This is a genomic window from Pseudoalteromonas issachenkonii (assembly GCF_002310795.1).
Lineage (GTDB): Bacteria > Pseudomonadota > Gammaproteobacteria > Enterobacterales > Alteromonadaceae > Pseudoalteromonas > Pseudoalteromonas tetraodonis.
Genome location: NZ_CP011031.1, coordinates 368,217 through 394,643 on the forward strand (window position 1 = coordinate 368,217; position 26,427 = coordinate 394,643).

Annotated in this window: 19 protein-coding genes and 1 pseudogene; 11 read left to right on the forward strand and 9 right to left on the reverse strand. The window is 41.2% G+C overall.

The features are described from left to right. Positions 1-34: 34 nt before the first annotated feature. A complete protein-coding gene (locus tag PISS_RS17265) occupies positions 35-1,258 on the reverse strand; it encodes a glycosyltransferase (protein ID WP_058155840.1) in 1,224 nt (407 codons plus the stop codon). Positions 1,259-1,766: 508 nt separating this feature from the next. On the opposite strand from PISS_RS17265, the gene PISS_RS17275 reads away from it, so the two are divergent. Both PISS_RS17275 and PISS_RS17280 read left to right on the forward strand, forming a co-directional pair. Further along, positions 1,767-4,217 carry a S9 family peptidase gene (locus tag PISS_RS17275; RefSeq protein WP_058155842.1) on the forward strand — a complete coding sequence of 817 codons (2,451 nt, stop codon included), beginning with the start codon at positions 1,767-1,769 and terminating at the stop codon, positions 4,215-4,217. Positions 4,218-4,459: 242 nt separating this feature from the next. Further along, positions 4,460-5,077, forward strand: coding sequence for a LysE family translocator (locus tag PISS_RS17280; protein WP_058155843.1), 618 nt, complete (start codon positions 4,460-4,462; stop codon positions 5,075-5,077). 43 nt (positions 5,078-5,120) lie between these two features. Here the strand turns inward: PISS_RS17280 and uvrA are convergent, their stop codons facing one another. Further along, the gene (uvrA, locus tag PISS_RS17285; protein ID WP_058155845.1) at positions 5,121-7,712 is read right to left on the reverse strand and encodes an excinuclease ABC subunit UvrA; all 2,592 of its coding nucleotides are present in this window, start codon (positions 7,710-7,712) and stop codon (positions 5,121-5,123) included. A 139-nt stretch (positions 7,713-7,851) separates the two neighbouring features. Between uvrA and PISS_RS19085 the strand changes: the two are divergent. Then, positions 7,852-7,938 (forward strand): annotated as a pseudogene (locus PISS_RS19085) (LysE family translocator); the annotation flags it as partial. A gap of 33 nt (positions 7,939-7,971) precedes the next feature. Here PISS_RS19085 and PISS_RS17295 read toward each other — a convergent pair. Next, a complete protein-coding gene (locus PISS_RS17295) occupies positions 7,972-8,856 on the reverse strand; it encodes a LysR family transcriptional regulator (RefSeq protein WP_058155847.1) in 885 nt (294 codons plus the stop codon). A 121-nt stretch (positions 8,857-8,977) separates the two neighbouring features. Between PISS_RS17295 and PISS_RS17300 the strand changes: the two genes are divergently transcribed. From PISS_RS17300 to PISS_RS17330, 6 genes are all read left to right on the forward strand, one after another. Further along, entirely contained in the window at positions 8,978-10,963 is a 1,986-nt protein-coding gene (locus PISS_RS17300; RefSeq protein ID WP_058155849.1) for a ligand-gated channel protein, read from the forward strand. A 269-nt stretch (positions 10,964-11,232) separates the two neighbouring features. Beyond that, a complete protein-coding gene (locus tag PISS_RS17305; RefSeq protein WP_058155851.1) occupies positions 11,233-12,087 on the forward strand; it encodes a PA4780 family RIO1-like protein kinase in 855 nt (284 codons plus the stop codon). 164 nt (positions 12,088-12,251) lie between these two features. Beyond that, the gene (locus PISS_RS17310) at positions 12,252-13,097 is read left to right on the forward strand and encodes a DUF2971 domain-containing protein (RefSeq protein WP_058155853.1); all 846 of its coding nucleotides are present in this window, start codon (positions 12,252-12,254) and stop codon (positions 13,095-13,097) included. Positions 13,098-13,240: 143 nt separating this feature from the next. Further along, positions 13,241-13,534, forward strand: a complete 294-nt coding sequence (locus PISS_RS17320) for a hypothetical protein (protein ID WP_058155855.1) — start codon at positions 13,241-13,243, stop codon at positions 13,532-13,534. Between the two features lie 290 nt (positions 13,535-13,824). Further along, positions 13,825-14,283: a hypothetical protein gene (locus PISS_RS19095; protein WP_232311364.1), complete on the forward strand. Its 459-nt coding sequence runs from the start codon at positions 13,825-13,827 to the stop codon at positions 14,281-14,283. 125 nt (positions 14,284-14,408) lie between these two features. After that, positions 14,409-14,774, forward strand: a complete 366-nt coding sequence (locus PISS_RS17330; protein WP_198147831.1) for an energy transducer TonB — start codon at positions 14,409-14,411, stop codon at positions 14,772-14,774. A 385-nt stretch (positions 14,775-15,159) separates the two neighbouring features. Here PISS_RS17330 and PISS_RS17340 read toward each other — a convergent pair whose 3' ends face one another. Beyond that, the gene (locus PISS_RS17340; RefSeq protein ID WP_058155858.1) at positions 15,160-16,749 is read right to left on the reverse strand and encodes a tetratricopeptide repeat-containing sulfotransferase family protein; all 1,590 of its coding nucleotides are present in this window, start codon (positions 16,747-16,749) and stop codon (positions 15,160-15,162) included. Between the two features lie 110 nt (positions 16,750-16,859). Then, positions 16,860-19,274: a TonB-dependent receptor gene (locus PISS_RS17345; protein WP_058155860.1), complete on the reverse strand. Its 2,415-nt coding sequence runs from the start codon at positions 19,272-19,274 to the stop codon at positions 16,860-16,862. Between the two features lie 374 nt (positions 19,275-19,648). Here PISS_RS17345 and PISS_RS17350 point away from each other — a divergent pair, with 374 nt between their 5' ends. Next, positions 19,649-20,743 carry an NADH:flavin oxidoreductase/NADH oxidase gene (locus tag PISS_RS17350; RefSeq protein WP_058155862.1) on the forward strand — a complete coding sequence of 365 codons (1,095 nt, stop codon included), beginning with the start codon at positions 19,649-19,651 and terminating at the stop codon, positions 20,741-20,743. 76 nt (positions 20,744-20,819) lie between these two features. On the opposite strand, the gene PISS_RS17355 is transcribed toward PISS_RS17350, so the two are convergent. The 3 genes from PISS_RS17355 to PISS_RS17365 all read right to left on the reverse strand — a co-directional run bounded on the left by PISS_RS17355 (position 20,820) and on the right by PISS_RS17365 (position 23,919). Then, positions 20,820-21,686, reverse strand: a complete 867-nt coding sequence (locus PISS_RS17355) for an EamA family transporter (protein ID WP_058155863.1) — start codon at positions 21,684-21,686, stop codon at positions 20,820-20,822. 192 nt (positions 21,687-21,878) lie between these two features. Then, on the reverse strand, positions 21,879-22,880 hold the full coding sequence (locus tag PISS_RS17360; RefSeq protein WP_058155865.1) for a Gfo/Idh/MocA family protein: 1,002 nt from the start codon (positions 22,878-22,880) through the stop codon (positions 21,879-21,881). A 37-nt stretch (positions 22,881-22,917) separates the two neighbouring features. Beyond that, positions 22,918-23,919, reverse strand: a complete 1,002-nt coding sequence (locus PISS_RS17365) for an AraC family transcriptional regulator (protein ID WP_058155867.1) — start codon at positions 23,917-23,919, stop codon at positions 22,918-22,920. Positions 23,920-24,008: 89 nt separating this feature from the next. Here PISS_RS17365 and PISS_RS17370 point away from each other — a divergent pair, with 89 nt between their 5' ends. After that, complete coding sequence (locus PISS_RS17370) at positions 24,009-25,619, forward strand: GMC family oxidoreductase (RefSeq protein ID WP_058155869.1); 1,611 nt, start codon at positions 24,009-24,011, stop codon at positions 25,617-25,619. Here PISS_RS17370 and PISS_RS17375 read toward each other — a convergent pair. Next, a complete protein-coding gene (locus PISS_RS17375; protein WP_058155871.1) occupies positions 25,616-26,425 on the reverse strand; it encodes a class I SAM-dependent methyltransferase in 810 nt (269 codons plus the stop codon). The two genes, PISS_RS17370 and PISS_RS17375, sit on opposite strands and share 4 nt — an antisense overlap. Positions 26,426-26,427 lie beyond the last annotated feature (2 nt).

Sequence of the window (26,427 nt, forward strand, 5' to 3'; positions counted from 1 at the left end):
CACAAATCGCCGTCTGTCTAGTCATTTCTCACCGTTATTTTTTATTTTTTTCTGCTATCCATTGCGACATGTATTGTGTGCTGCGCATGGTGTGATGTTTTAGCATTTGACCGGTGAAATTTTTCATTCTATGCGCCGATAAATTTTGGCTTACTAATTGAATTTTTTCGATTAAATTGTCGCTCAACTGCGCTTTATCATAAAGTGTATTAAGTAACTCATTACCAGCTTTTTGTGCAGCTATAAACTCAGCCTGATTGGTATAAATTGAGACAGCAGCGTTTGCAAATTCTTCTGCATTTTGAGTGATAGCCCCAGGCCATGGTAAATGGCTATGCATACCTTCGCTACCTATTGGCGTGGTGACGCTTGGGGTTTGCATGATCATGGCCTCTAAAAGTTTGCCTTTTATGCCAGCACCAAAACGAAGCGGGGCTAAACAAATGCGCGCGCTTTGCATTACTTCATAAGCATCATCTGCCCAGCCTTTAATTAAAAAACCGGTTTTAGGGTTATTGAGTGCGGTGGCTTTAGGTGGTGGGTATGAGCCATAAATGTGCAGCTCTGCCTGTGGTAGTTTTTTGCGGATGAGCGGCCAAATTTTTTGTAAATACAGTACTGCATCCCAGTTAGGGGCATGCCTAAAATTACCAATAGTCATAAAGTGTTGGCGCTGATCATACGATTTAGTTTGCTCAGGTAAGGCGCTTAAATCAACCATAAATGGTAAATGATGTAACACACTAGGCTCAACTTTAAACACTTCATTGAGTAGTTCCATCTCATAGCTTGAGATAATTAAGCTTAAGTCACAGCGTAAAATAGCGGCTATTTCACGTTTAGCTATGTCTGATAGTAAATCGCTATGGTTGAATTCACGCTCACCTTTATGGGCTTCATGGCGGGCATTGCGCAGGCATTGTAAATCTTCGGTGTCTAAAATTTTAAGTGCATTTGGGCAATGCTTATCTACGCGCCAGCCAAATTGTTCTTCCATCATAAAACGGTCGAACATAACAATATCTGGGTTGTAGGCTTTAACGTAATCATCAAAACTATCGCAGTTAAGTGCGATGCTTTGACTGGTGATGCCGTAATCGTTCAGATTTACCATGTGCTCTGTAGGTTGTGCAGGCGTAGCAAATTCAACATCCCAGTTTTGCGATTTAAACGCATTAAGTAACGACATCATGTGCATACCCGCAGCAGACGAATTGGGCTCTGGCCATACATAGCCAATTACCAGCACTTTTTTCATTGGCTAGATCTCTTATTATTAGGGTCTGTTGACCTTTCAAGGTTAAATTTGCAGCAGTCTGTTTGGTATTTAGGCAAGGCAGAGCCTATGTGGTGTGGTTGTTCCCCACAAATAGGCGATAACGCAGCATCAATACCAAATAGGCGCTGCCCGAAGGGTTCTGCCTAGGGGCGATTTACTCTTTGTTGCTCGGTTTTTACTTAGCCCACTAGGTTACAAACCTCGCGCCGCGATTAAACCGCCGCTAGTTTGAACAAATTATAATCCGCAAAGGTCAATAGACCCTAGTTTATTTGCGTGCTTTTTCAGCAGTGTAAATACGCTGCGTTTTATTAAGCCAAAGCACATAACGACAACACAGTAACGATAAGTAAATAGTCGCGTAGTTTAACTTATTCGCCTTACTTAAGCATCATTTAGCTGATTTTATCCTTGCTTAACACTTTATGAACAAGGTAAAACGTGTTTATATAGCGGGTAATATTTAACAATAAAAAAGGATGAAAACATGAATGCTTTTAGGCTATTTATTGCCTTGGTAGGCTGCATTGTTTTATTGCCTGCAAGTTATGCAGAGCAAGGATATCAAACCCCTTCACCAGCGCTTGCGGCATTAGTCGATGCTAAGTTAGCACCAACTAGCTCTTTATCGAATGATGGTCAGTGGCTTGCTCTGTTTGAACGCAAGCGTGTTGTGTCGCTTGATGAGCTGGCCAAAGAAGAATTTAAGCTTGCGGGAATAAAGCTTAATCCGGCTAACTTTTCACGCTCACGGGTAAGTGCAAAGTACAGCGCGTTAGAGCTTAAGCATGTTCAAAGTGGAACAGTAATAAACGTTAATAATTTGCCTCAGGGGATTATTCGCTCGCCGCGTTGGTCAGCAAATAGCGAACATTTAGCGTTTATTGTTGAACAACCGGATAACGCACGGCTATGGGTTTATAGCGTTAAAACCAAACAAGCTAAGCAGTTAAGTGAGCTTGCACTTAATTCAGTATTAACCGCTACGCCTTATCAGTGGTTACCCGATAGCACGGCGATTGTGGCTAATTTAGCAGTAAACTTAGACAAACCAAGATTAACTAATGATACTCAAAGTACAGTGCCGGTTATTCAACAAAGCACTGGCGAAAAAGCCCCAGCAAGGACTTATCAAAACTTATTGACCAGCCCGTTTGATGAAGCACAATTTAAATTTTATGGTCAAGGTCAATTAGCGTATATCACGCTTGATGGCAAAGCACAGCCGATTGGCCGTGCCGGTTTATTTAAATCGTTTTCAATTTCGCCTGATTCAACCAATATTTTAGTCGCGACCATCGACGAGCCATTTTCGTATCAAGTACCTTACAGCCGTTTTGCAACTACATGGCAAATATGGGGAATGCGTGGCTATGCATTAGTAGAGCTGGCAAAGCAACCTCTTGCCGACAACATTCCACAAGGCTACGACAGTGTGCGTACTGGTCGTCGTGATTTTGAGTGGCGAGCCGATCAAGGTGCTGAAGTCATATGGGCCGAGGCGCAAGATGGCGGTGATATGAAAACTGAGGTTGAATATCATGATCACCTTTACAGTTTACGAGCGCCATTTAAACGCGACCCTAAATTATTTGCCAAAGTAGAGCGTCGTTTTGCTGGCATACAATGGGGTAATGATAATATTGCTATGCTAAGTGATTGGCGTTTTAGTGACCGACAAGTGCGCACTTATGTAATTCAACCACGTAATGCCGATAGTAACCGCGTGTTATTTTCAGAGCGCAGTTATAACGATGCCTATAAAGATCCAGGGAGTGCAATTTACGAGCGTAACGATTTAGGTGTTAGCGTAATAAAAGTTGTTGGCGGACGTTACATCTACTTACGTGGCGATGGCGCGTCTGAGCAAGGAAACATTCCTTTTTTAGATCAGTACGATGTTAAAACGAATAGCACCAAACGTTTATGGCAATCAGCAGCGCCTTATTACGAGCGTGTGCGTGCATTGTTAGATGATGAAGGCACAAAATTCATTACTATTCGTGAGTCTAAAACGCAGCAGCCAAACTTTTTTATTCGCGATTTAGATAAAGGCTCGCTAACACAGCTTACTCAGTTTGAGCACCCTTACCCTGCATTTAAAGGCGTAACCAAAGAGCAACTACGTTATACCCGTGATGACGGTGTTGAGCTTTCAGGTACGCTTTATTTACCACCAGGGTATGACAAAACACAAGGGCCATTACCGGTATTGATGTGGGCATATCCACTTGAATATAAAGATAAAGCAGTTGCATCACAAGTGCGTGAATCAGAATACGAATTTACCTACATAGGTTACTGGGGCCCTATGCCTTATCTTGCGAAAGGGATTGCGGTGTTTGACGATCCTAAAATGCCGATTGTAGGCGTTGATGGCAGTGAGCCAAATGATCACTTTAGAAAACAGCTGGTTTCTAGCGCTAAAGCAGCGGTTGATGTACTGGTTGAAAAGGGCATTGCCGATAAAGATAACATTGCTATTGCAGGGCATTCGTATGGTGCGTTTATGGTGGCTAATTTATTAGCACATAGCGATTTATTTAAGGCAGGTATTGCCCGCAGTGGTGCGTATAACCGCACATTAACGCCGTTTGGTTTTCAGGGTGAAGAACGTGATTTTTGGCAAGCACAAAGTGTGTACGCAAACATGTCGCCGTTTTTCCATGCTGAAAAAATTAACGAACCTATGTTAATGATCCACGGTCAAGAGGACCCTAATTCGGGCACTTTCCCAATGCAAAGTGAGCGTATGTATGCTGCACTTAAAGGCTTGGGTAAAGAAGCGCGTTTAGTGATGCTTCCTTACGAAGCTCATGGCTACCGTGCCCGTAAAAGCTTATTACATGTACTGTGGGAGCAAGAGCAATGGCTTGATAAGTACTTGTTAAAGGATAATGTTGAACCAGTTGATATGGACGAACAACCCATTCAATAGTGTATTATGCCGTGAGATTAAGAATATCCCCTCTCAATCTCACGGCACTTTGCGCCGAGTTATAGGCTTCGAGCTTCGAGTATCGGGCTTAGAACCTCAGGCTAAGCTCGGTGCTCTTAACCCGATCCTCGAAGCCGTTATTTCTACCTTACTGATAGTTGTTTTATCTTTCACCTTTGGCTTTTTTCCTTTACCCTTTCATTCATAATTAACACTATTTTTTAATCTATTGCGAGCTTTAAATGATTGATGTAGCTGCACTTGCGGTATTTATTCCTACCTTCTTTTTTGTATCAATTACACCCGGTATGTGTATGACACTGGCCATGACCTTAGGCATGAGTATTGGCGTGCGACGAACTTTATGGATGATGATAGGTGAACTACTCGGTGTAGCAACAGTTGCGGTAGCCGCGGTGCTTGGTGTAGCCAGTGTTATGCTTAATTACCCCAGTGCATTTGATATTTTAAAATGGCTAGGTGGCGCTTATTTAGTCTACATTGGCATTAATATGTGGCGTGCAAAAGGAAAAATGTCGGTTGATACGCATAACACAACAGCCGTGAGCCGATATTCATTATTTTCACAGGGGTTTGTAACCGCCATTGCCAATCCAAAGGGATGGGCGTTTATGATTTCCTTATTACCTCCTTTTATTAACGTGCAATACAGTGTTGCGTCGCAATTAGCGGTGCTGGTGGCCATTATTTTGCTCTCAGAGTTTATCTGTATGATGATTTACGCAACAGGTGGTAAAAGCCTGCGGTTATTTTTAACTAAAGGCAATAACATCAAGTGGATGAACCGAATTGCGGGGAGTTTAATGGTGCTAGTAGGAGTTTGGTTAGCTTTGGGTTAAAAAAGAGCCCGAGGCTCTTTTTTATTTTGAGCATACAAAACTGCTAACCTTTTAATCTGAGTATGCGTGACTTTACAGCGCTATTCAAAAACGGCGCAGTACGGCTTTTAGTAGATTGCGCAACCTCTTCAGGTTTACCTTGTGCAACTATTACCCCGCCTTCGTCGCCGGCTCCTGGGCCAATATCAATAACCCAATCACTGTTACTGGCTACTTGCATATCGTGCTCAACCATAATGACGGTGTTGCCCGCATCAACTAAGCCATTTAACTGCGCCATTAGCATTGCTACATCTTTAGGGTGCAGGCCAGTGGTTGGCTCATCTAAAATATAAAGCGTATCGCCACGCTGTGTACGCTGTAACTCGGTGGCAAGTTTAATGCGCTGGGCTTCACCGCCCGAAAGCTCAGTAGCAGGTTGGCCTAAACGTAAATAGCCAAGGCCCACTTGTAGCAGCGCATTTAGCGCACGTAAAATGGCGGGTTCATCGGCAAAAAAGGTATGCGCAGACTCAACAGTTAAATTAAGTACATCGGCAATGGTTTTATCTTTATAGGTAATTTCGAGTGTTTTTTGGTTGTAGCGCTTGGCGTTACACACAGGGCAGGGCGAATACACGCTAGGCAAAAATAACAGCTCCACGCTTACAAAGCCTACGCCTTCGCAATTTTCACAGCGACCTTTTTTAACATTAAACGAAAAACGACCGGCATCGTACTTACGCGCTTTTGCCTCTTTGGTATTGGCAAACAGTTTACGTACGTGATCGAATAAGCCCGTGTAAGTTGCAAGGTTTGAACGAGGTGTGCGGCCAATGGCTTTTTGATCAACCGTTACCAGGCGCTTTATGTGTTCACTGCCGTGAGTTATTTGCCCGCCGGTTGTTATATCAATCTCTTGCTCGAGTAGCTCGGCTTCATCGGTAGGTACTTGTGGCTGCGATTTTTGCCCTAGTGCATCGTAAACCAATTCAACAAGTGCTTGGCTTACTAAGCTTGATTTACCTGAGCCTGATACCCCTGTAACACTTGTAATAACCCCAAGCGGAAATTCTACATTAAGTTTTTGTAAGTTATTACGCTCAACATTTTTAAGCGTTAGCCATGCTTTTGCTGGGCGTTGTTTACGTTGTATGTGAGTTTGTTGCGCTTCGATATTTTTAAATAAATACTGGCTCGTGTGTGAGCTGCTAATTTGCTTTAAGCCTTCAACTGGGCCGCTATAAACAATATTACCGCCATGGGAGCCCGCATTTGGCCCTACATCGACCACCCAATCAGCATGGCGAATAACACTTACGTCGTGCTCAACCACAAACACTGAGTTACCAGCGGCTATTAGCTCATCTAATGCCGCTAACAAGGCTTGTGTATCGGCAGGGTGTAAGCCTGCAGAGGGTTCGTCTAGCACATACACTACACCAAATAATTTTGAGCGAATTTGTGTTGCAAGCCTTAAGCGTTGTAATTCACCTGGCGATAACGATGGGGTGGTGCGTTCAAGCGATAAATACCCTAAACCAAGTTTGGTAAGTGCTTCAACGCGTTTAAGAATGTCGCCCGCTATACGCTTTGCAACTATGGCTTTTTCGGGGTTTGCAGCGTTACTTTTAGCGGGATTATTAGCAGCAAACCTTAGCTTATCTGCCAGCTCATTGAGTGTTAGCTGCGAAATTTCGCCTATATCAAGACCAGCTACTTTAACCGATAACGACTCTTTTTTGAGTTTTTTTCCTTCGCACTGCGGGCACTGTGATATTTGCATATACTGCGATACGCGCTTTTTAGTACGTGGGCTTTGAGTGCTCGCAAACGACTGTAAAACAAAACGTTTAGCACTTGTAAATGTACCCATGTAGCTAGGGCTTTCTTCATTTTTAATTGCCGCTTGTGTTTGCTCAAGTGTGTACTCAGGAAACACGGGCACTGTAGGTGTTTCGTCTGTAAATAAAATCCAATCACGGGCTTTTTTAGGCAGGGTATTCCACGGTTTATTAATATCGTAGCCTAAAGAGGTAAGAATACGGCTTAGGTTTTTACCTTGCCAAGCAGGCGGCCATGCTGCAATGGCGCGCTCTTTAATTGATTTAGTGGGATCGGGCACTAGTAGCTTTTCGGTGACGTTAAAAACGCGGCCAATACCATGGCACTCTGGGCAGGCGCCTTGTGGCGTATTGGGCGAAAACGCATCGGCGTAAAGTATGCCTTGCCCTTTGGGGTATTCGCCTGCGCGTGAGTAGAGCATTCGCAGCGCGTTAGATATAGTGGTTACACTACCCACCGATGAACGTACCGAGGGTGCACCACGCTGCTGCTGCAGTGCGACCGCTGGTGGCAGGCCTTCGATCGAATCTACATCAGGCTCGTCTACCTGATCAATTAATCTGCGTGCATAAGGTGAAACCGAGTCAAGATAACGATGTTGCGATTCGGCAAATAATGTTCCAAAGGCAAGCGATGATTTACCCGAGCCCGATATACCGGTAAACACCACAAGTGAATTACGGGGCAGGTTTACATCCACATCTTTTAAGTTATGAACACGTGCGCCTCTTACTTGAATGCTGTGCTCTGGGTTTAATAAAGCCGATTGTATCTTATTAACCTCATGTGACTTTTTAGGTGTGGTTGCCATGTAATGTATACTCCTGTGTAATAATCCTGTGTTTATTAATGTTCTGTAAAGTATTAATAATAATGCAGTCTTACTGAATGAGCGCTTAGCTATATGCTTGTTTTGCGTTTACATAACAGAAAAACTGCAAGTATAAATTCTAACCAAAGGCAACAATATTAAGTGGATGAATCGTATTGCGGGGAGTTTAATGGTGCTAGTAGGAGTTTGGCTTGCAATTAGTTAACTATAAACAAACCTTAACCTGAACTTAGGTTATTTAAATAGCTGAAAATGATGCGTTAAGTGCTTTAATTGCAGCTTTTGTTTTTGCTGCTAATGTGTCGCGTGCAGGCGTTAGAGCAAATACATCGTAATGGGGAAGTTGCCAATCAGTGCATATTTCTAAAAGTTCTCCTGTAGCTAAGAAATTGCGTACTTCAGGCTCTGGCAAAATAGCATAGCCTAACTCGTCGAGAACAAATTGAATCACAGTTTGCATATTATTAATGGTAATACGCGCTTTTGGTAGTGTTGTACTTACGCCGCGAGTAAGGTGCGTAAGCGCCGGATCAACAGCTATATGCGCAATGCGGTTATGCGCTTTTAGGTCATCCAGTGTGATTTTTGGCTGCTGTGCTAGTGCATGATTTTTATGAACACACAGTATTAATGGCCAACTAGCGAGCTGGCGTGCAATTAAGTTTGAGTCTTCGAGAGGGCCAATCGCCAGCACTAAATCTATACCTGTTCTGATCATATCAATGGGCTCGTCAGAAAGCGTTAAGTGCACATCTATATCACTAAATTGGCTAATTAAATGCTTTACAGGCTCGCTTAGTAACCCACCTCCAAAACCGACAGGGGCTGCTAGTTTTAATTGCCCACTCGGGCAATTTTGTAAATGCTGTAATTGTTCTGATGTAGCTGTTGCAACGGCAAGCATTTGTAAACAACTTTGATAATACAGTTCACCCGCCTCGGTAAGCGTTAATTCTCGAGGGCTGCGATTAAATAAACTCAAACCTACATCTTGCTCTATTTGTTTTATTTGCTGGCTAATTGCAGAGGTTGTCATTAAAAGGTCTGCGGCAGCTTTACTCATACTTTCCGTTTGCACAGTGCGAACAAATATATTCAGGGTTTTAGTTAACTTATCACTCATACCGTTAAGCCTTACTTAAATTAGCTTTAATAAAAATAGCGTTGAGAAGAAGGGAACTTCTCACTATTATCGCAAACGCTAATTATTATCATTTACATGCTGAATGTCACGGAGAAAGATCATGAACACGGTAAGTTGTAAGTTAAGGCCGGTCACTGCATTTATTTTAAGTACTTTTGCAATTGCTAACCCTGCTTTTGCTGATGGAAAAAAACAAGATATGGAAGTAATGGTTGTCACTGCTTCTGGTTACGAACAAATGCTCAAAGAGGCACCTGCAAGTATTAGCGTTATCGACAGAGCGCAGCTAGAAAAACGCTTTTATCGTGACTTAACCGACGCAATGGCTGATATTCCGGGTGTAATAGTGACCGGAGGAGGTGACAGAAAAGATATTAGCTTGCGTGGTATGGCAAGCCAATACACGCTCATTCTTATCGATGGACAACGCCAAAGTTCAAGAGAAACACGACCAAATAGTGATGGCCCGGGCGTAGAAGGTGCTTGGACGCCGCCAATTTCAGCAATTGAACGTATTGAAGTAATACGTGGCCCTATGTCGTCGCTGTATGGCTCTGATGCAATTGGTGGTGTGATCAACATTATTACCCGTAAAGCGCCAGAGCAGTGGTATGGAGAACTGCGTTTAGACAGCACCATTCAAGAGCAAAGTCAGTCAGGTGATATAAACCAAGTCAGCTTTTTTACTTCTGGTGGCATTATTCCAGATTTATTGGGCGTGCAATTGTATGGGCAGTTTTCAAAGCGAAATGAGGATGATTTTACAGCAGGATTTCGAGGCAAAGAACAAAGTAATGTAAAAGCTAAGTTCACATTAACACCTAATGATAGTCACGAATTAATGTTTGAACTTGGCTCGGCAAAACAAACATTAGATGAAACCCTCGGCAAAACAGTTGCCGAACTTGCCCCAGGAGAAAGCTGTGGTCGACGTGGCTGTCCTGAATCAGCAACTACTGAGTATGAGCAACAAACATACTCTATGTCACACAATGGTTTTTATGACTTTGGCTCGTCGCGTAGTTACATTAAATACGATAAGTTTGATAATAACTCACGTGAAATGTTTGTCGAAAATACCGACATTCAAACGACATGGAGTTTACCGCTATATAGCAATCATAACTCTACGTTTGGTGCGACCTATTTAAAAGAGTCATTGGATGATTATACAAGTAATAAAATCAGCGACTTAACCCATGTAGAAAACGAGCAATGGTCTGTTTTTGGTGAAAACGAATGGGCAGCAACGGATGACTTTAAGCTCACCGCAGGCCTACGTTACGATCATGATGGCAACTTTGCAGGTCATTGGAGCCCACGTTTGTATGGTGTTTATAGCGCATCTAAAGCGATCACCATTAAAGGCGGCATATCAACCGGTTTCCGTGCGCCAAATATTCGCCAATCTACCGCCCAATGGGGACAAGTGAGTCGTGGCGGTAATATTTATGGTAACCCTGACTTAAAACCTGAGCAATCAGTTAACTATGAAATGGGTGTTTACTATGATTCTGGACGCGATTTAAGCATATCGACAACCGTTTTTTATAATGAATTTGATGACAAAATAACCCGTATAGCTTGCCCATTAACGCAGTGCACAGATGGCCCAAATCAGTTCGGCTCTATGCCAACTACGTACATTAATGTGGATGAAGCCATAACCCAAGGTATTGAGCTATCAGTAGATTACGATATTTCAACTGAAATTGATTTGAGTGCTAGTTATACCTACACCGATTCAGAGCAAAAAACCGGTCAATATAAAGGGAGCCCACTTAATCAGCTACCAAAACATAGTTTACAAACGTCTTTAAATTGGCGTCCAACAGATAAGTTAGGCGGATGGTTACGTGTGCAATATCGTGGAGAAGAAAGCCAGCCTACCACAGGGCCTTCACAAAGTAGTTTAATTGCTCCTGATTATACCATTGCCAATTTAGGCGCTAATTATCAGCTAAGTGACAGCGTTAAACTTGGTGCTGGAATTTACAACTTGCTTGATAAAGAGATCACAGAGCAAGAGTATGGCTATGTTGAAGATGGCCGTCGCTATTGGGCGTCTTTAGTGTGGCAGTTCTAAACACTTTTTAATAATATAAAGTAAACGAGTACGCTAAACCGTGCTCGTTTTTTGGTTTTATTTAGGTTCTTGGTCAATAATACTTAAAAAGCAAAAAAGGCGGTTGGCTTTTTAGCTGTAGTCGCTTATTCTAGCTGCGTAATTTAGTCATTAAATGTAACTTTAAAGTTTACTAATAATTTATAACTTTCTTCAATCCCCAAAGGTATGCCTCGTTTGAACCACATAGCAAAACAAAAAGCCAACCCTGTATTTTTAGTAGGTGTCGTTTGAAAATACCTAAACGCTTACAGCCATTAGTTGATGATGGTTTTATTGATGAAGTGATCAGCCGGTTAATGAGCGGTAAAGAGGCCGATGTATTTGTGGTGGCCTGTGGCGATGAAATTCGCTGCGCTAAAGTATACAAAGATGCCAGTAAGCGCAGTTTTAAAAAAGCCGCCCAGTATCAAGAGGGCCGCAAAGTACGCAGTGGCCGACAAGCCCGTGCTATGGGTAAACGTTCAAGCTATGGCCGCCAATTAGAAGAAGAAATTTGGCAAAATGCCGAGGTTGACGCGTTATCGCGTTTATCCTCAGCGGGTGTTCGCGTACCGCAAACTTACGGCTGCATTGACGGTGTATTGCTAATGGAACTTGTAAGTGATGATGAAGGCGATGTTGCACCACAGCTTGGTGCAGTTGATTTAACCGAGCAACAAGCCATTGAGCAACATACATTAATGATGCATTACATCAAATTAATGCTGTGCGCAGGAATTATTCACGGTGACTTATCTGAATTTAACGTTCTTGTAGATAGCAACGGCCCGGTAATTATTGATTTACCCCAAGCGGTTAACGCCTCTGCCAATAATAGCGCCGAAGCCATGTTTGCCCGCGATGTAAATAACATGCGCCGTTATTATGGCCAATTTGCACCGGCGTTATTACACACGCAATACGCCAAAGAAATGTGGGAACTGTTTGAAGATGCTAACTTAACTCCGCACTCAGTGCTAAGTGGCGAATTTGAAGACGATGGCGAAGCTGCGGATGTTGATTCAGTACTTGACGAAATTCAAGCCGCCTTTGATGAAGAGCAAGAACGTAAAGAACGCATTCGCGATGCCGATGAGGAATAACCGGTCATTCAGGTGAATCGTCATTAACTTAACTTTCCTCTTATTTACATGTTTATATAAGCTATAGAAAGCATAATATTTATACTTGGCAATAGTTTACGCTATTTGCTATTAATATAAGTTCATAAAATAAGGACGTTTTAGCGCGAAAATAGGTAAGTTTTTTGAAATTATATAAATATTTACATCCAGATCGAATAGATGTACTGAAAAATAAATCAATTAGGTTTTCACCGCCAGTAGCATTTAACGACCCGTTTGAATTTAAACCTGTTTTAAGTGGTATTGCTTCGAGCGACTATTTTAAACAATATATGGATGAACAATTAGATAGTTTTATTGACGTAAAGCTTTCTGAAATTCCAGATGCTATTAAAAAAACTTTACCAAAATCTAAGGTCCGCGAGTTTGTAAAAATACAAATAGAGAGTAACGGTCAGTTATTCGAAAGTCTGATGGAATCTGCAACAAAGCAGTTTTCAGCTGTACTGTCAGAAAAGTCAAATGAAGCAATAGGGGTCTTGAGCCTTACACAAAAACCAGACAATTTGTTAATGTGGTCCCACTATGCAGATTCACATAAAGGATTCTGCATTGGATTTAATTCAGAACATTCGTTTTTCAATCGAAAACGATCTGAAAAAGACGAGTTCTATTATCTAAGAAAAGTTGAATACTTGGAAGAAAGACCAACCAAACTAATGGTTGATATGGATGGTACTGACATATTTTTACTAAAGTCAGATGTTTGGAAATATGAGAAAGAGTGGCGAATGTGTGCTGTTTTATCTGATGCCGATGAGGTAAAGAATAGTATTTTACCAGCTGTTCACCTCTTTAGGTTCCCACCAGATGCTATTGATGAGGTAATAATAGGCGCTAATGCTGATGTTAACTTGGTGGATGAAATTGTAAAATTGTTAAAAATGAATCTCCAGTTTAAGCACGTTAAAATAAAGCGAGCAGTCGTATCAGATACAAAGTATGTATTAGAGTTCAATGATTTATAACAAACTGTTTAAGAGTGATTCGCAACGTTTGGCATTTTTACTATGCGTTTCGTTTAGTGCTTAAGGTGATATGCGGAGGCTCCGGTATTGTGTTACTCACACCTTAACAGGGCGTTATTTTTTTTAATCGAATGGATTTACATATGAAGAAATGGGTGCTCAAGAAAAGAATTTTTATGATAGGTTTTTTACCGTTCATGGGGGTATTCGTCGCACTTCTTTTAAATTTTATTGCAGACCCTGCTTATACAACGGCACTAAATCAAAGTGCAATTCGAGCATATTTTATGGGGTCTGCCATGTGGTCGGTAATTGCGCTTTTTTCAGGGATATATATGTATTCAAAATGTAGTTCTATGAATCATCTAAAGTTTATCCTTGGAGTATCGTCGGTCAGTTTAGGTATTACTATGCCTTGGATAATAGGTATGTCGTAGTAACTAAAACATAAAAAGTGACTACGGTGCTCAATGTCCTCTCATAGCACACAGGCATACTTCGGCAAAGAGCGATGAACGATCATTCAGGTGAGTCGTTTTTAACTTAGTAAGAATAAAAAGAAACCCTCCCTTTTTTACATAGCGAAATAACCTACATTAAGCATAAAATTTATAGCTGGTAATAACTTACACTATTTGTTATTAATATAAGTTAATAAAAAAAGAGCATTTTCACGCTGGAATGTGGAAAGTGTTAACTGATAAAGCGGTTGTATGTACAAGGAGTTATGGTGAAGAAATTCTTCAAATATCTAGGTTTTGGAATTTTAAGTGTTGTTATATTTTTCATTGGTATTGGAGTTGTTGCATCCATAAATACTGTTGATAAAGAGGCCGTCTTTGAGCCTTTTATTGTAAAGGCAATCCCTAAGTTAGCAACGTGGGAAGTAACTCCTTTTAAAGAGCTAATGTCTGAACAAGGTTACACTAGTGCAACTTCAGAGCAATGGGAGTTGTACGTAAAAAAGGTTGCTAAATTAGGTGTATTTCAATCAGTCGGTAAAGCAGAGTTGCAAAATTGGAAAACGTTATCTCCAGTTGGTAGCTCAAGTGTGACATATGCTGTTTATCAGGTACCCGTAACCTTTGATACAGGATTAGCTCATATTCAATTAGGTTTGCAGTCATCTGACGGTAAAGTTGAAATAAATAGTATAAAGTTTTTATCTGATTTGTTAATGCAATAGTACATATAACAAGGCCATAAATTATTGAATGCATAATAGTTGGTCTTGTTTCGTGATGCTGCACACCTTAGTAAACTTAACCACTAGTTGTACATTTAACTGAGCTATATTTTTAGGAGTAGTCTTTGAAGTACATAACTATAATTTTAGTCCTTTTACTGGTTGGTTGTAATAGCACTGATAAAGCGGCAAATTCAAGTATTGTGTATATCAATGCACAAACAGATTCACCTGCTAAATGGGTTGTGAAGATTGAACCAAAATATCCTGCAGATGCGGCTAAAAATAGCGTAGAGGGCTACTTAAAGTTCAAAGCAATAGTTAATGAAGTTGGAGCGTTAGAAAGAGTTGAAGTAATTGAATCTGCCCCAAAAGGTGTATTTGAAAAGGAAGGTTTACGGGCTTTAAAGCTATGGAGATTTAAGCCTTCGTTATTAGATGGTAGGCTGGTTAAGGTTGAGTACACTAGCACTCTTGAGTGGAAGTTATAATGCCTTTAGAGATGAGTATATCATGGAGATCTAAGCAACCTAAACAAAAGCGATGTGATAGGTGTGAACTGTATTATTCTGAATTCTTGGATAAATGTACGCATTGTTCCGATTTAAACGAAACACAATTACTTATGCTTAAGGCTAAACATCAAGAATCTCTTAAACACAATGCTAAGCTTGGTAAATACTTATTTATAGCTGCCGCAGTAATTGGCGTATTACTTTTTGTTAGCTTTTTATAGTAGCGTTGGGTTTTTCTTTAAGTGGAGGAGGGTAAGTTAACAGAGAAAAAACCTTTAATACATTGAGCCTAAAAACTTATATCCATCCGGTAACTTTAAAATTTATCAAACTGAGCTACTCGTCCAACTAACAGTTGTTGTTATTTAATTAAACCTAAAACTTCTTCCTTAACTAAATAAGTCTGCGCTTCATCTGTATGGGGCTTAAACTTTTTCCAGCGGCCTATGGCCTTGTTGTTAAGCGGTTGGCGCACTTGCATTTTGCTGGCGGTTGAAACCGGTGCGGTGTTTAAATGAAAATCAAGGCACTGTGGTTGCCAGTCTAAGTCGCAATAGCTCACTAACTCTTTTATCTTTTGCTCTGGTGCGGCTACAAGTTCTTCGTATTTTACTAGTTTAATATTGCTGTGCAGGGCGCTGAAGTGCTGTATCAGTTTATAAAAGCGGCTGTAAAATTTAGCTGTGTCGAGTAAGTCTAACGAGTAAGCATAATACGGGTTGTTAATGGTAAATAGCTGACGATAGTTACCAATGCAGGTGTCCATGGGGTCGCGAAGTAGGCAAATGATTTTAGCATTAGGCAGTGCTTTGGTAATTAAATCGATATAAAAAAAGTTAAACGGTAATTTATCAATAAAGTGTTTATGGCTACCGGTAACTACACGGGTCGCCTCAAGGTAAGTGCTACCAAGTTTTGCAAAATCAAGCTGGTAAGCTTGGCTTAAGGTGTCTGTATCGAGTACTTGAGGCGTGGGTGTTTGGCTAAGCTTTTTTACACTTAGGCCAAAATCTTGCAGCTCGCCAGCCGATTGTACGTCGCTGTGGCTTGATAAAATGCGCTCAACTAATGTGGTGCCAGAGCGCGGCATACCTAACACAAAAATTGGCTCACAGCTTTGGTTGCCAGCTGTTTGTTGGTTTTTATATTTAACACTGAGCTGTTTTATATGTGAAAATAAAGCCTCAGACGCTTGATTATCAAACGCCTTATTAGCGTGTTTTGCTTTTTTACCTTGTTGTAACGCGGCAAAGGCTGCTGAAAATTCTCCTAGGTCTTGATATTCTTTTGCGAGCGCATGACCTATATGCAGTTTAGCGTCAGGATGATTGACCTGTTCAAATACGTTTTTTAATCGCGCTATGTGGTTGTTTTGCTCAGTGACTTTAGTTAAATCGGCTAAGGCAAAATGACTTTGATAATGAAACGGGTTCAGTGAAATGGCATTTTCAAACGCGTGCTGTGCTTTATCAAACTGGCCTAAAAATTTAGCACATACCCCATAATTATAATAAAACTGCGGCTGACCAGTATTGCTCGCCCCGGCTAAACTTAACGCGCATGTAAAATAGTCTGCCGCTTGCTGATGTAAACCCGCTTGGGTGAGCGCCACACCTAATGTATCGGCATCCAGTGCTTTGCTAATATGTTCAGGCTTAACGCTGAGGGCGGTGTTTTTTGCTTTTTGTAAGTCGCCAGTAAGAGCGTAGCACTTGGCAAGTTGCGCAGTATATTCAATAGGCTGGGTAAAGTTTAATGCTTTTTCAATTAGCTTTATGGCTTTATAAATTTGACCAACCTGTAAATTAACCATGGCGAGTAAAAAGTAGCCATCAGCAAAGTCTGGTTTTTGTGTTACCAGCTCAACCAGTGCTTTATGCGCTTGCTGAATGTTGCCTTGGTTTAGATTTTTTATAGCGCTTTGGTGTAGTTGCTTTAAGTTCGGCTGCATGAATACTCTTATAAATAATGTACTTACAAAATAAAAAGGCTCAAATTAATTTGAGCCTCTTGATTGTACTTAAACTTATCGTTTAATTACATTTCAAACTTGTCGCTTAGTTATATTTCAAACTTATAGTTAAATTTAATGCCAACAGTAAGCGGGCGATTAATATAGTAACCATAGTTACGTTGTATGTCTGCGCCATTGGCTGTTGTAATATCCGCATCTGAACGACGAACAGAAGTAACCGCATATTTATTAAATAGGTTATCTACATATAACGTAGTCGACCACGCATCGGCGGTTAATTTAGCTGAAATATTACTTAAGCTATAACCTGGGAGTGCTTCACCATTATCACGTAGGCCTACTTTTGAAATTACATCACTTTGTGCAGTTAAACCGTAGTTAATATCTAAGGTTTTATCATTTAACACGTCTGTTTGGTAGTTAATCCCCATAGAGAACTGATGCTCAGGTGAGCCCGGTAAACGGTCGCCATCTTTTGCGCCATCAGTGCCATCGGCATTAAATAAATACGGAGCGTCTGAGGTTAGTTCTGCTTTTGTATAGGCATAAGTTGCATAGGCAGTAAACGAGTCTGATAAAATTGCACGCGTGGCAATTTCAACCCCTTTCGCATTTGCGCTACCAGCATTTGATAAATACGGTAATTGACCTACTGTTGTTGCACCGGCAATTTGTGCGTTATCCCAATCTACATTGAATAGCGCAGCATTAAAGTGTAATTGGCTTCTCATCCAGGTACTTTTAAAGCCTAGCTCATAGTTAGTTGTGGTATCTGCTTCATACAGCATTTCATCAGGTGTACCACAGCCTGTTTGTTGATCCTCAGGTAAGGGCACAGGACAAGGGACTAGGCCATTTGAGCCGCCAATTCTAAAGCCTTCGCTAACAGTGGCGTATCCCATTACAGTATCAGTAAACTGATACTTAGCATTAAATTTAAATAGATTACCGTTGTCACCCGCTTTGTTTTCTTCAAAATTAACTGAAATTGCATCAGGTGCAGTACCTTCATACAAGGTATTTGCTAATGGAAAGTCAAAAGCCGCTTTTGACTCAACATCGTATTCGTAAAAACGCGCGCCAATGGTAATGTCGAGTTTATCGGTTACTTGGTAACCCACTTCACCAAAAAGCGCTGATTCAGTGACTTTGCTGCCAGTAATTTCTAAATATTCTAAAGAGTCTGGTCTAAGTTGTGCGCCACCAAAATTATCAACCGCGAACTGATCAAAGCCTGGTGTGTACTCTCTGCTTGATGCATCGGTGTCGGTTTTGTTGTAAAAACCACCAACAATCCAGCTTAAATCGCTATCACTTTGTGAGACTAAACGCAGTTCTTGGGTAAAGGTGTCTTTTTCGTCAATTTCACGGGTAAATGCTGAAAACGAAGGAAACTCTTCGTAGCCATAGTCTAAGCGAATTAAAAGATCTGTTTGATCACGTTGCCCATCGGCGTCAAATTGTGAAATACCGGTAGCTGATACTAGCTCGGCAAAACCTAAGTCGGCTTTAAGTTCAAGGCTCAGTAATTGGTCTTCTTTTATCCGTGGCTCTTCATAACGGTACGCTGACTCGTATTTGCCAATGCGATCACTTAAGCCATTGTTAGCATTAAGGCTGTTGTGATGAACAATAGAACGACCCTCAGTATCTTGCTTTTGATAGAAGTAGTTTAATGTACCTTCGAATGACTCATTTGCTTTGTAACGCAATGAAATACGGCCAGTTGTGGTTGTTTCACCGTTGGCGTCTTTTACATTTTTAAGATTGCTGTTGACTGCATCAAGGTTTGTCCAATCAGGGTCGGTTATCGACACACCTGGTTCACGAACGGTATAGCCGTAGTCAATAAACCCTGGGTCTTCATAAATATTTAAGCTGGTACGAACAGCAAGTTTGTCTTCAATTAATGGTAAATTGAAGATAAAGCCCGCTTCACCACCGACCGAATCACTTTCTTGAGTTTGAAAAACATCACCAAATACTTCACCTGAGGTGAAATCAAGCTCTGGTTCTTTAAGCATATAGCGAATAGCGCCGCCTAATGTACCAGCTCCATATAATGTGCCTTGTGGCCCAATAAGCACTTCCACACGCTCTACATCAACTAAACGCATATCAACTGAGACAGGAATTTCATTAATATAAGTGGCAACAGTGCCACCATCTGATGAAGGCCCTGATGAATTAGTATTTAAACCACGGACTATAATAGGTGAACCGGCACGGCCACCTTGATCTGTAATTGTTAAGCCCGGTACCCAACGTGCTACATCGGCCAGCTCACTGATGTTTTGATCTTTCATTACATCAGCATCGAGCGCGGTAATGTTAAGAGGCGCAGCTTGAATTGAGCCACTTCGGCGCGTTGCTGTAACCTCAATAACTTCAAGCGATTTGTTCTTTTCAATAACTTGCTCTTGAGCCACTGCATTACTGCTAAATAATACACCGCTCAGTGCGCTTGATACAGCCAAGGTTAACAGGCTTGGTTTAAACATAAAAAGTGATCCTAGTTCAATAAAATGTGTTTATAAATGAGCGCTAATAGTATCAGGGTGTTTTAGTGATGGAAATAAAAACATGAATTTTAATTCACTTTTTTAGAATAAAAATATAGAAGTGAGTTTGAGTGTTTCACGCTGTATATTAAATAAACAAAGGCATTGCTTTAAAATCAACCAAAATAATAATTGTGCCTAATATAGATAAAAACTGGATAATGAATAGTTTAAAACGTCATTACTTATATTTTTATAAACACTATAAAAATGAATATTCCCCCCCATAACCTTTATAAATACATGTTTAATTATTGATAACAACAACAGCACAGTTTAGCTGTGGCTGTGAGTTAGTTATATGAGGATTTATAATGTCAAAGCTGTTTTCACCATTGTCACTTGGTAAATTAAGCCTAGAGAATAGAATTATTATTGCACCCATGTGCCAGTACTCGGCCAACAATGGCGCTGCAAGTGACTGGCATACCATTCATTTAGGGCAATTGAGTTTAAGTGGAGCGGGTTTACTTATTTTAGAAGCGACGGCCGTTAATCCTGAAGGGCGAATTAGTTACGCCGATTTAGGATTATGGGATGATACTACCCAAGCTGCATTAGCAAAAAGTTTAACGGCCGTAAGACAATACAGCCCAATGCCTATTGGTATTCAATTAGCCCATGCAGGTCGAAAAGCGTCAACCGATAAACCATGGGATGGCGGTGGGGTACTTATGCCCGATCACCTCAATGGTTGGCAAACGGTTGCGCCATCAGCCATTGCCTATGATGAAAACAGCCCCACTCCCAAAGCGATGAACCAAGATGATATAGATTCGCTCATAAGTGACTTTGTTAATGCGGCAAAGCGCGCTGACGAGTTAGGCCTTGATTTAATTGAAATACATGGCGCGCACGGTTATTTGCTACACCAGTTTTTATCGCCGCTGGCAAACAAACGTGATGATCAATACGGTGGTAGCCTAGAAAATAGAATGCGATTATTACTCGACGTATTTAAAGCTGTAAGAACGGCATTTCCAAGCAATAAAGCGGTGGGTGTACGTATTTCAGCAACCGATTGGGTAGATGGTGGTTGGGATTTACCGCAATCAATTGAACTGGCAAAAGCGCTTGACGCGTTAGGGTGTGAATTTATTCATGTAAGCACTGCGGGTTTAAGCCCTGAGCAAGATATACCTGTTGCTAAGAATTTTCAGGTGCCGTTTGCAACCGCCATTAAACAGGTTGTGAATATGCCAGTGATAGCGGTGGGTTTAATTACCGAGGCACAGCAAGCTGAAAGTATTATTAGTGATGAACGTGCTGATGGTGTCGCTTTAGCGCGGGGTATTTTATATAACCCACATTGGCCTTGGCATGCTGCGGCCGAGTTGGGCGCGCAAGTGCAGGCACCAAAGCAATATTTGCGCTCAAGCCCACATGGCAAGCCATCCCCTATAAAATAGTGAATGACTTAACTACAAAACCCAAGCAAATAGCGTGGGTTTTGTGTGTCTCGGTAGCTTAATATTTAATTAAATATTAAGCAGCGGGCTGCTTTTTACTGTTCGACGTTGAGCTGCCAACCGAGGCAATAATAACTAATAAAATAGCAAGCCACTGCCAAATGCTAAGTAGTTCACCTAAAATAACTAAGCCAGCGAGTGCTGCAATAGCGGGTTCAAGGCTCATCATAATGCTAAACCCTTGCGGCGACATATTCCGCAATGTGATCATTTCTAAAGTGTAAGGTAGGGCACTAGAGAGTACCGCAATGGCAATACCTAACGGAATAATATCCCAAGTAAATGCGGCACTTTGTGATATGCCACCATAAGGTACAAGCACAATAGCTGAAATGGTCATGCCCATCGCTACCGTTGCGCCACCAGAGCTTTGGCTGCCGGTTTTTTTACCGAATAAAATATAACCTGCCCAACACGCACCCGCTGCTAGAGCTAAAATCACGCCAATTGGATCTAAACTTTCTTGGCCTTTCATATCGGGTAACAGTAATAATATTCCGGTTATTGCGCAAGCAACCCAAAATAAATCACGCTTTCGTCTTGATGAAAATAACGCAACGGCAAGTGGCCCGGTAAATTCAAGCGCAACACCAATACCCAGTGGAATACGTTCAATGGCGTAATAAAATAGAATGTTCATGCCGCCTAGGCTCAAACCATAAATTAAGATGGGTAAACGCTGGCTTGCAACCGGAAAGTGTCTCCAAGGTTTAAAAATCAAACAAAGAATAGCGGCAGAAAAACCTAAACGTAAGGCCGTTGTGCCCTCAGGGCCAACAATAGGGAAAAGCTGCTTAGCCAGTGAAGCCCCAGACTGAATAGTGATCATTGCAAGCAATATGCATAAAATAGCCAGTAATAGCTCTTTGGTTGATTTTTGCATGGTCGTCCTTAAATATTGCCATTTAATTGCGGCGCATATTACCTGCTTTTACCTACGCAGGTAAATGTAAATTAACGTTTTACATGGAGTCCCCAGTGATGAGAGGCTATCACTGGGCTGAATGAAAAATAAGCGTTACTCTTTTTAAGATTGAGGTGGCGGGTAATGAGGGCTGACTGATTGAGTAAAAATTTATAGCTCAGCTTTACTATCGGCAGGGTATATAACGCCCAATTGTGCGCGGGCGGTATCGAGTACCGTCATCACATCGCGTGAAAGCTGGTGGTTGTTAATATGTGACTCTAATGCATTTTGCTCAATCATCTCAATAAAGTGCGCCACTTCATACTTCATAAAATGCTCATCAAAATCTGCACTTATTGTTTCTTTTTGGCCATTATTAGCGATGAATTCCACTTTTTTAAGTTGCGATACAGCTTCAATACGAATACGGCCTAACTCACCTTGTATTTCGGTTATGTTCTCGCCTTGCGATATTTTTGAATAACTAATTACCGCTTGTTTATCTGCATAATTTAAAAGTACATCGCCGGCACCATCAACACCGGTTTCTAGTAATACGCCACTGGCGTGCACACTGTTTGGTGCGCCCCACAGTGCTATAAGTAAATAAAGTGGGTAAATACCCAAGTCTACTAATGCGCCATTTGCAAATTCAGGCAAAAAGGTATTAGGGCGCTCGCCGTTTTTGAGCTTATCGTAACGAGACGAGTATTGGCTAAATTGGCCAATAAATTTACGCGGTGTACCAATTCTTTTTAATGCGTTTTTTAAAATAGCAAAGTTAGGTAAATGCGTTGTCATCATCGCTTCCATGTACAAACGTTGATGTTTTTGAGCAGCCGTTAAAATAGCAGTAAGCTCATGACTATTTGCTGCTGAAGGTTTTTCGCCAAGTACGTGTTTGCCCGCAGCTAAACATTGCACAGCATAGTCTTTATGCAGGCTATTTGGTGCGGCTATATATACTGCCTCTACAAGCTCGTCTTGGCAAACAGCGTCAATGGAGGTAAATATTTTTGCCTGAGAGTGAGTGGGGTGATTAGCTAAAAATCGCCCAGCGCTACTTTCTGCCCGAGAACACACACCGTATAAATTAAAATTACTCAGAGTACTTGCCGCATCGAGTAGGGTGTCGCTAATAAAATTGGTACCTACAATCACAAAATTCATGTTTAGCCTTTTTATGTATTTTACACAGCTTTGCAGTTTAACAATATTTTGCTCTAAATGCGCGGGCAGAGCAGTTAAACCAGCGTTTTACACTGGCACTTAATGTGGCTTGTTCTTGATAACCTAACAGCTCGGATATTTGTGAAATAGAAAATTGGTTTTGCATTAAATAGTGTTCACATAATGCGCGGCGAGTGGCATCTTTAAGTTTTACAAAGCTGGTGTTATGTTTTTTAAGTTCACGATGCAAGGTGCGAGGATGTAGATTAAGTGCCGTTGCTATCGTTTGGTTTGAGCATTGAAAAAGGGGCAGCATAGGTCGAATAAGCGCACTTACTTGCGAAGGTAACGACTGAGTATGCGCATTATTAGCGGCTAAAAAGTTTAATGCGGCTTGTACTTTGTGTTGATCAGAAACATTAAGTGGCAATAATAAATCGTTTTTGGCGATTAAAATACCGGCGCTATTTCTGTGTTCAATAACGTTACAGCCAAAGTGCTGATGGTAAGCCCGTATATTTGCATCAAGCTTTTGCGGTAAAAATACCTTAATGGGTTTACATTGATTTTGGCTCACTTTTTTTAAGGTGGCGAGCGCCAGTGCAATTGTTAATTCAATAACTTGATTTATAACAGGTAATGGCTTGAGTTTTATTTCGAATGATAAAAATATATTTTGGTCATCTTCAAGTGTATGCGTGGTTAAATTAAGTGCGGGTGTATGTAAGTGCAGGTATTTAATTACCCATGTAAGCGCTTCACCTAAATCAGTTCCACTTTTAGCGGCGATAGCGATATGCCCTAAAATATCAAAACTTTGTTTGCTAGCGAGTTTAAGACCAAAACTTGGGCAGTTTAAGCTATGAGCGCAGTATTCTAAAAGTTCGGCATAATGGCGATAAGTTAAGCTCTGGGTTTCAAGGGAGTTTAACGTTACCTCAATAGCGCAATGGCGCATAATGCTTGCTGTATCACCACCTAGTTCGGTAATTAATGTATCAATTCCCTGTAAAGAAGTGGCTTTAATTAGGCTGCTCATAACAATTGCATTAGTGAAGAGGTGTCTAAAAATATCAAGTTTTTAGTAGATAATCCATGCAAAGTAGTTTTTTTAATGGGAGATATTTTATGCATACCACCTCATTTGATTACATTGTGATTGGCGCAGGCAGTGCCGGCTGTGTTGTTGCCTCGCGATTATCTGAAAATAAAAATGTGAGTGTGTGTTTAATTGAAGCCGGCGGCCGTGACCAAAGTGCTCTGGTGCAAATGCCTGCGGGAGTTGCAGCTAGTGTGCCTTATGGCATTAATAGCTGGCATTACAATACGGTGCCACAAAAAGAGCTTAATAACCGCTGTGGGTTTATGCCCAGAGGTAAAGTGCTTGGTGGTTCAAGTTCAATCAATGCCATGGTGTACATAAGAGGGAATAAAAAAGACTACGACAACTGGGCCGCTATGGGAAATACCGGCTGGGATTATACCAGTTTGCTGCCTTATTTTATCAAAGCTGAAAACAACAAAACCTTTACCAACAGCCCATATCATGGTGTAAATGGCCCCTTACATGTGCAAGAGCTAAGTTTACCAAGCCCAGTTAATCAGCTGTTTTTAAATGCATGCCAAGAGCAAGGCGTTGCCCTTAATGACGATATTAATGCGCAGCAACAGCTAGGTGCGCGGTTATCGCAGGTCACTCAACATAAAGGGGAGCGTTGCAGTGCGGCAAAAGCGTACTTAACACCTAATTTAGCTCGTAAAAACTTAACCGTGCTCACTGATGCGCAGGTAAATAAAATTAATTTTTGCGGGAAATCTGCAACTGGTGTAACAGTTGCAGTTAATAATAAAAGCTATGTGCTAAATGCCCATAAAGAAGTTATTTTAAGTGCCGGTGCGATTAACTCTCCCCAACTTTTAATGTTATCGGGAGTGGGGCCTGCAGATCATTTAAAGCAGCATAACATTGAGCTTGTAACCCCATTAGAAGGTGTAGGCAGTAATTTGCACGATCACTTAACCGTTGTGCCATTATACAAAGCAAAATATTCGCAAGGCACATTTGGAATAAGTGCCAGCGGTGCGTTTAATATTGCAAAAGGATGCGTTGATTGGTTTGCCAAACGCGAAGGAAAGCTGACCAGTAACTTTGCCGAGTCGCATGCGTTTGTAAACTTATTTACAGATTCTATAGTGCCCGATGTGCAACTTGAATTTGTTATTGGGCTGGTGGACGATCACAGCCGTAAACTGCATTATGGCCATGGATACAGTATTCATAGCAGCATTATGCACCCTAAAAGCCGCGGCACTATTCGTTTAGCGGATGCCAACCCTTTAAGTGCGCCACTCATTGATCCTAATTATTTAAGCCACCCCGATGATTTACAGGTTATGCTACTTGGGCTTAAAAAAACATTGAGCATAATGCAAAGCAAAGCGTTTGATACTATTCGTGCAGATATGGTGTATCCGCTTGATATTAATGATGATGCGCAGCTTATTGAGTTTATTAGGCAAACAGCCGATACAGAATATCACCCCGTAGGAACCTGCAAAATGGGCCAAGACGATATGGCTGTGGTTGATAGCGAATTACGTGTTCACGGTGTGCAAAATTTACGGGTGGTAGACGCCTCTATTATGCCCAGTATCATTACCGGAAATACCAATGCTGGGGTAATAGCAATTGCAGAAAAAGCAGCTGACTTAATAAAGCAAGCTGCACTTCGTGACTAACTTGACTTATAAAACGCTGTTAACCATTGCTGCCAGTCTTGCTCTAGTTTGAGCATTTGCTGGTGCTTTTTAGCGGAAAAATGTTTGTTTTTATCTTCATCCGCTAAAAACGGCCCCACACGACAAAGCGGGCAATAATCATCAGTTAGATAATTAGGGGTTGTTAACATATCACTTAGTTCGGGTAGTGTATTTTCACTAAATACATAAGTAATACCGCTGGTGTCTTTGACGTGTTTGTCACGGTCGACATTGCGAATTTTATAGCCATCAAAGCGACTGATATCGAATGGCATTTGTCCTTGGTATGCCGCGTTTAAATGGGTATTTAAACTCCCCTCAATATTCCACTCACGATACGGTTTAACATCTTTTGAGGTTATATAGCATAACCCAGGGCCTTGTGGGTTCAAGGCAAACTCATTGGCATATTTTATAAATTGATGCAGTAACGCACGGTTAAGCACGTTCATGCTGTTATTACGTGTATTTTTCTCAAATGCGTCGCGACCAATAAACGCAGGAATAAGTGGAAATTGAAAAATCACTACATCAAAGTTGTTTAGGTGCTCGGCTAGTTGTTGCCAACATTGTGTGTTGGTGACATCAAATTCATTAAGCACATCAATTTTATGTGCTTTAAGTGAGGCAAGCGCGTTATCGGGGTATTTTTCTGTAAGAGTTGCAGCTGCATCATAGGTTGAGGCAACTAACTTTTGCGGTTTAATGTGGTTGTAAAGCGCGTTTGAAAACGATAAGTCGCCATCACCTACCGTGAGTATGTTCCAATTTGGGTTTAAATACATAT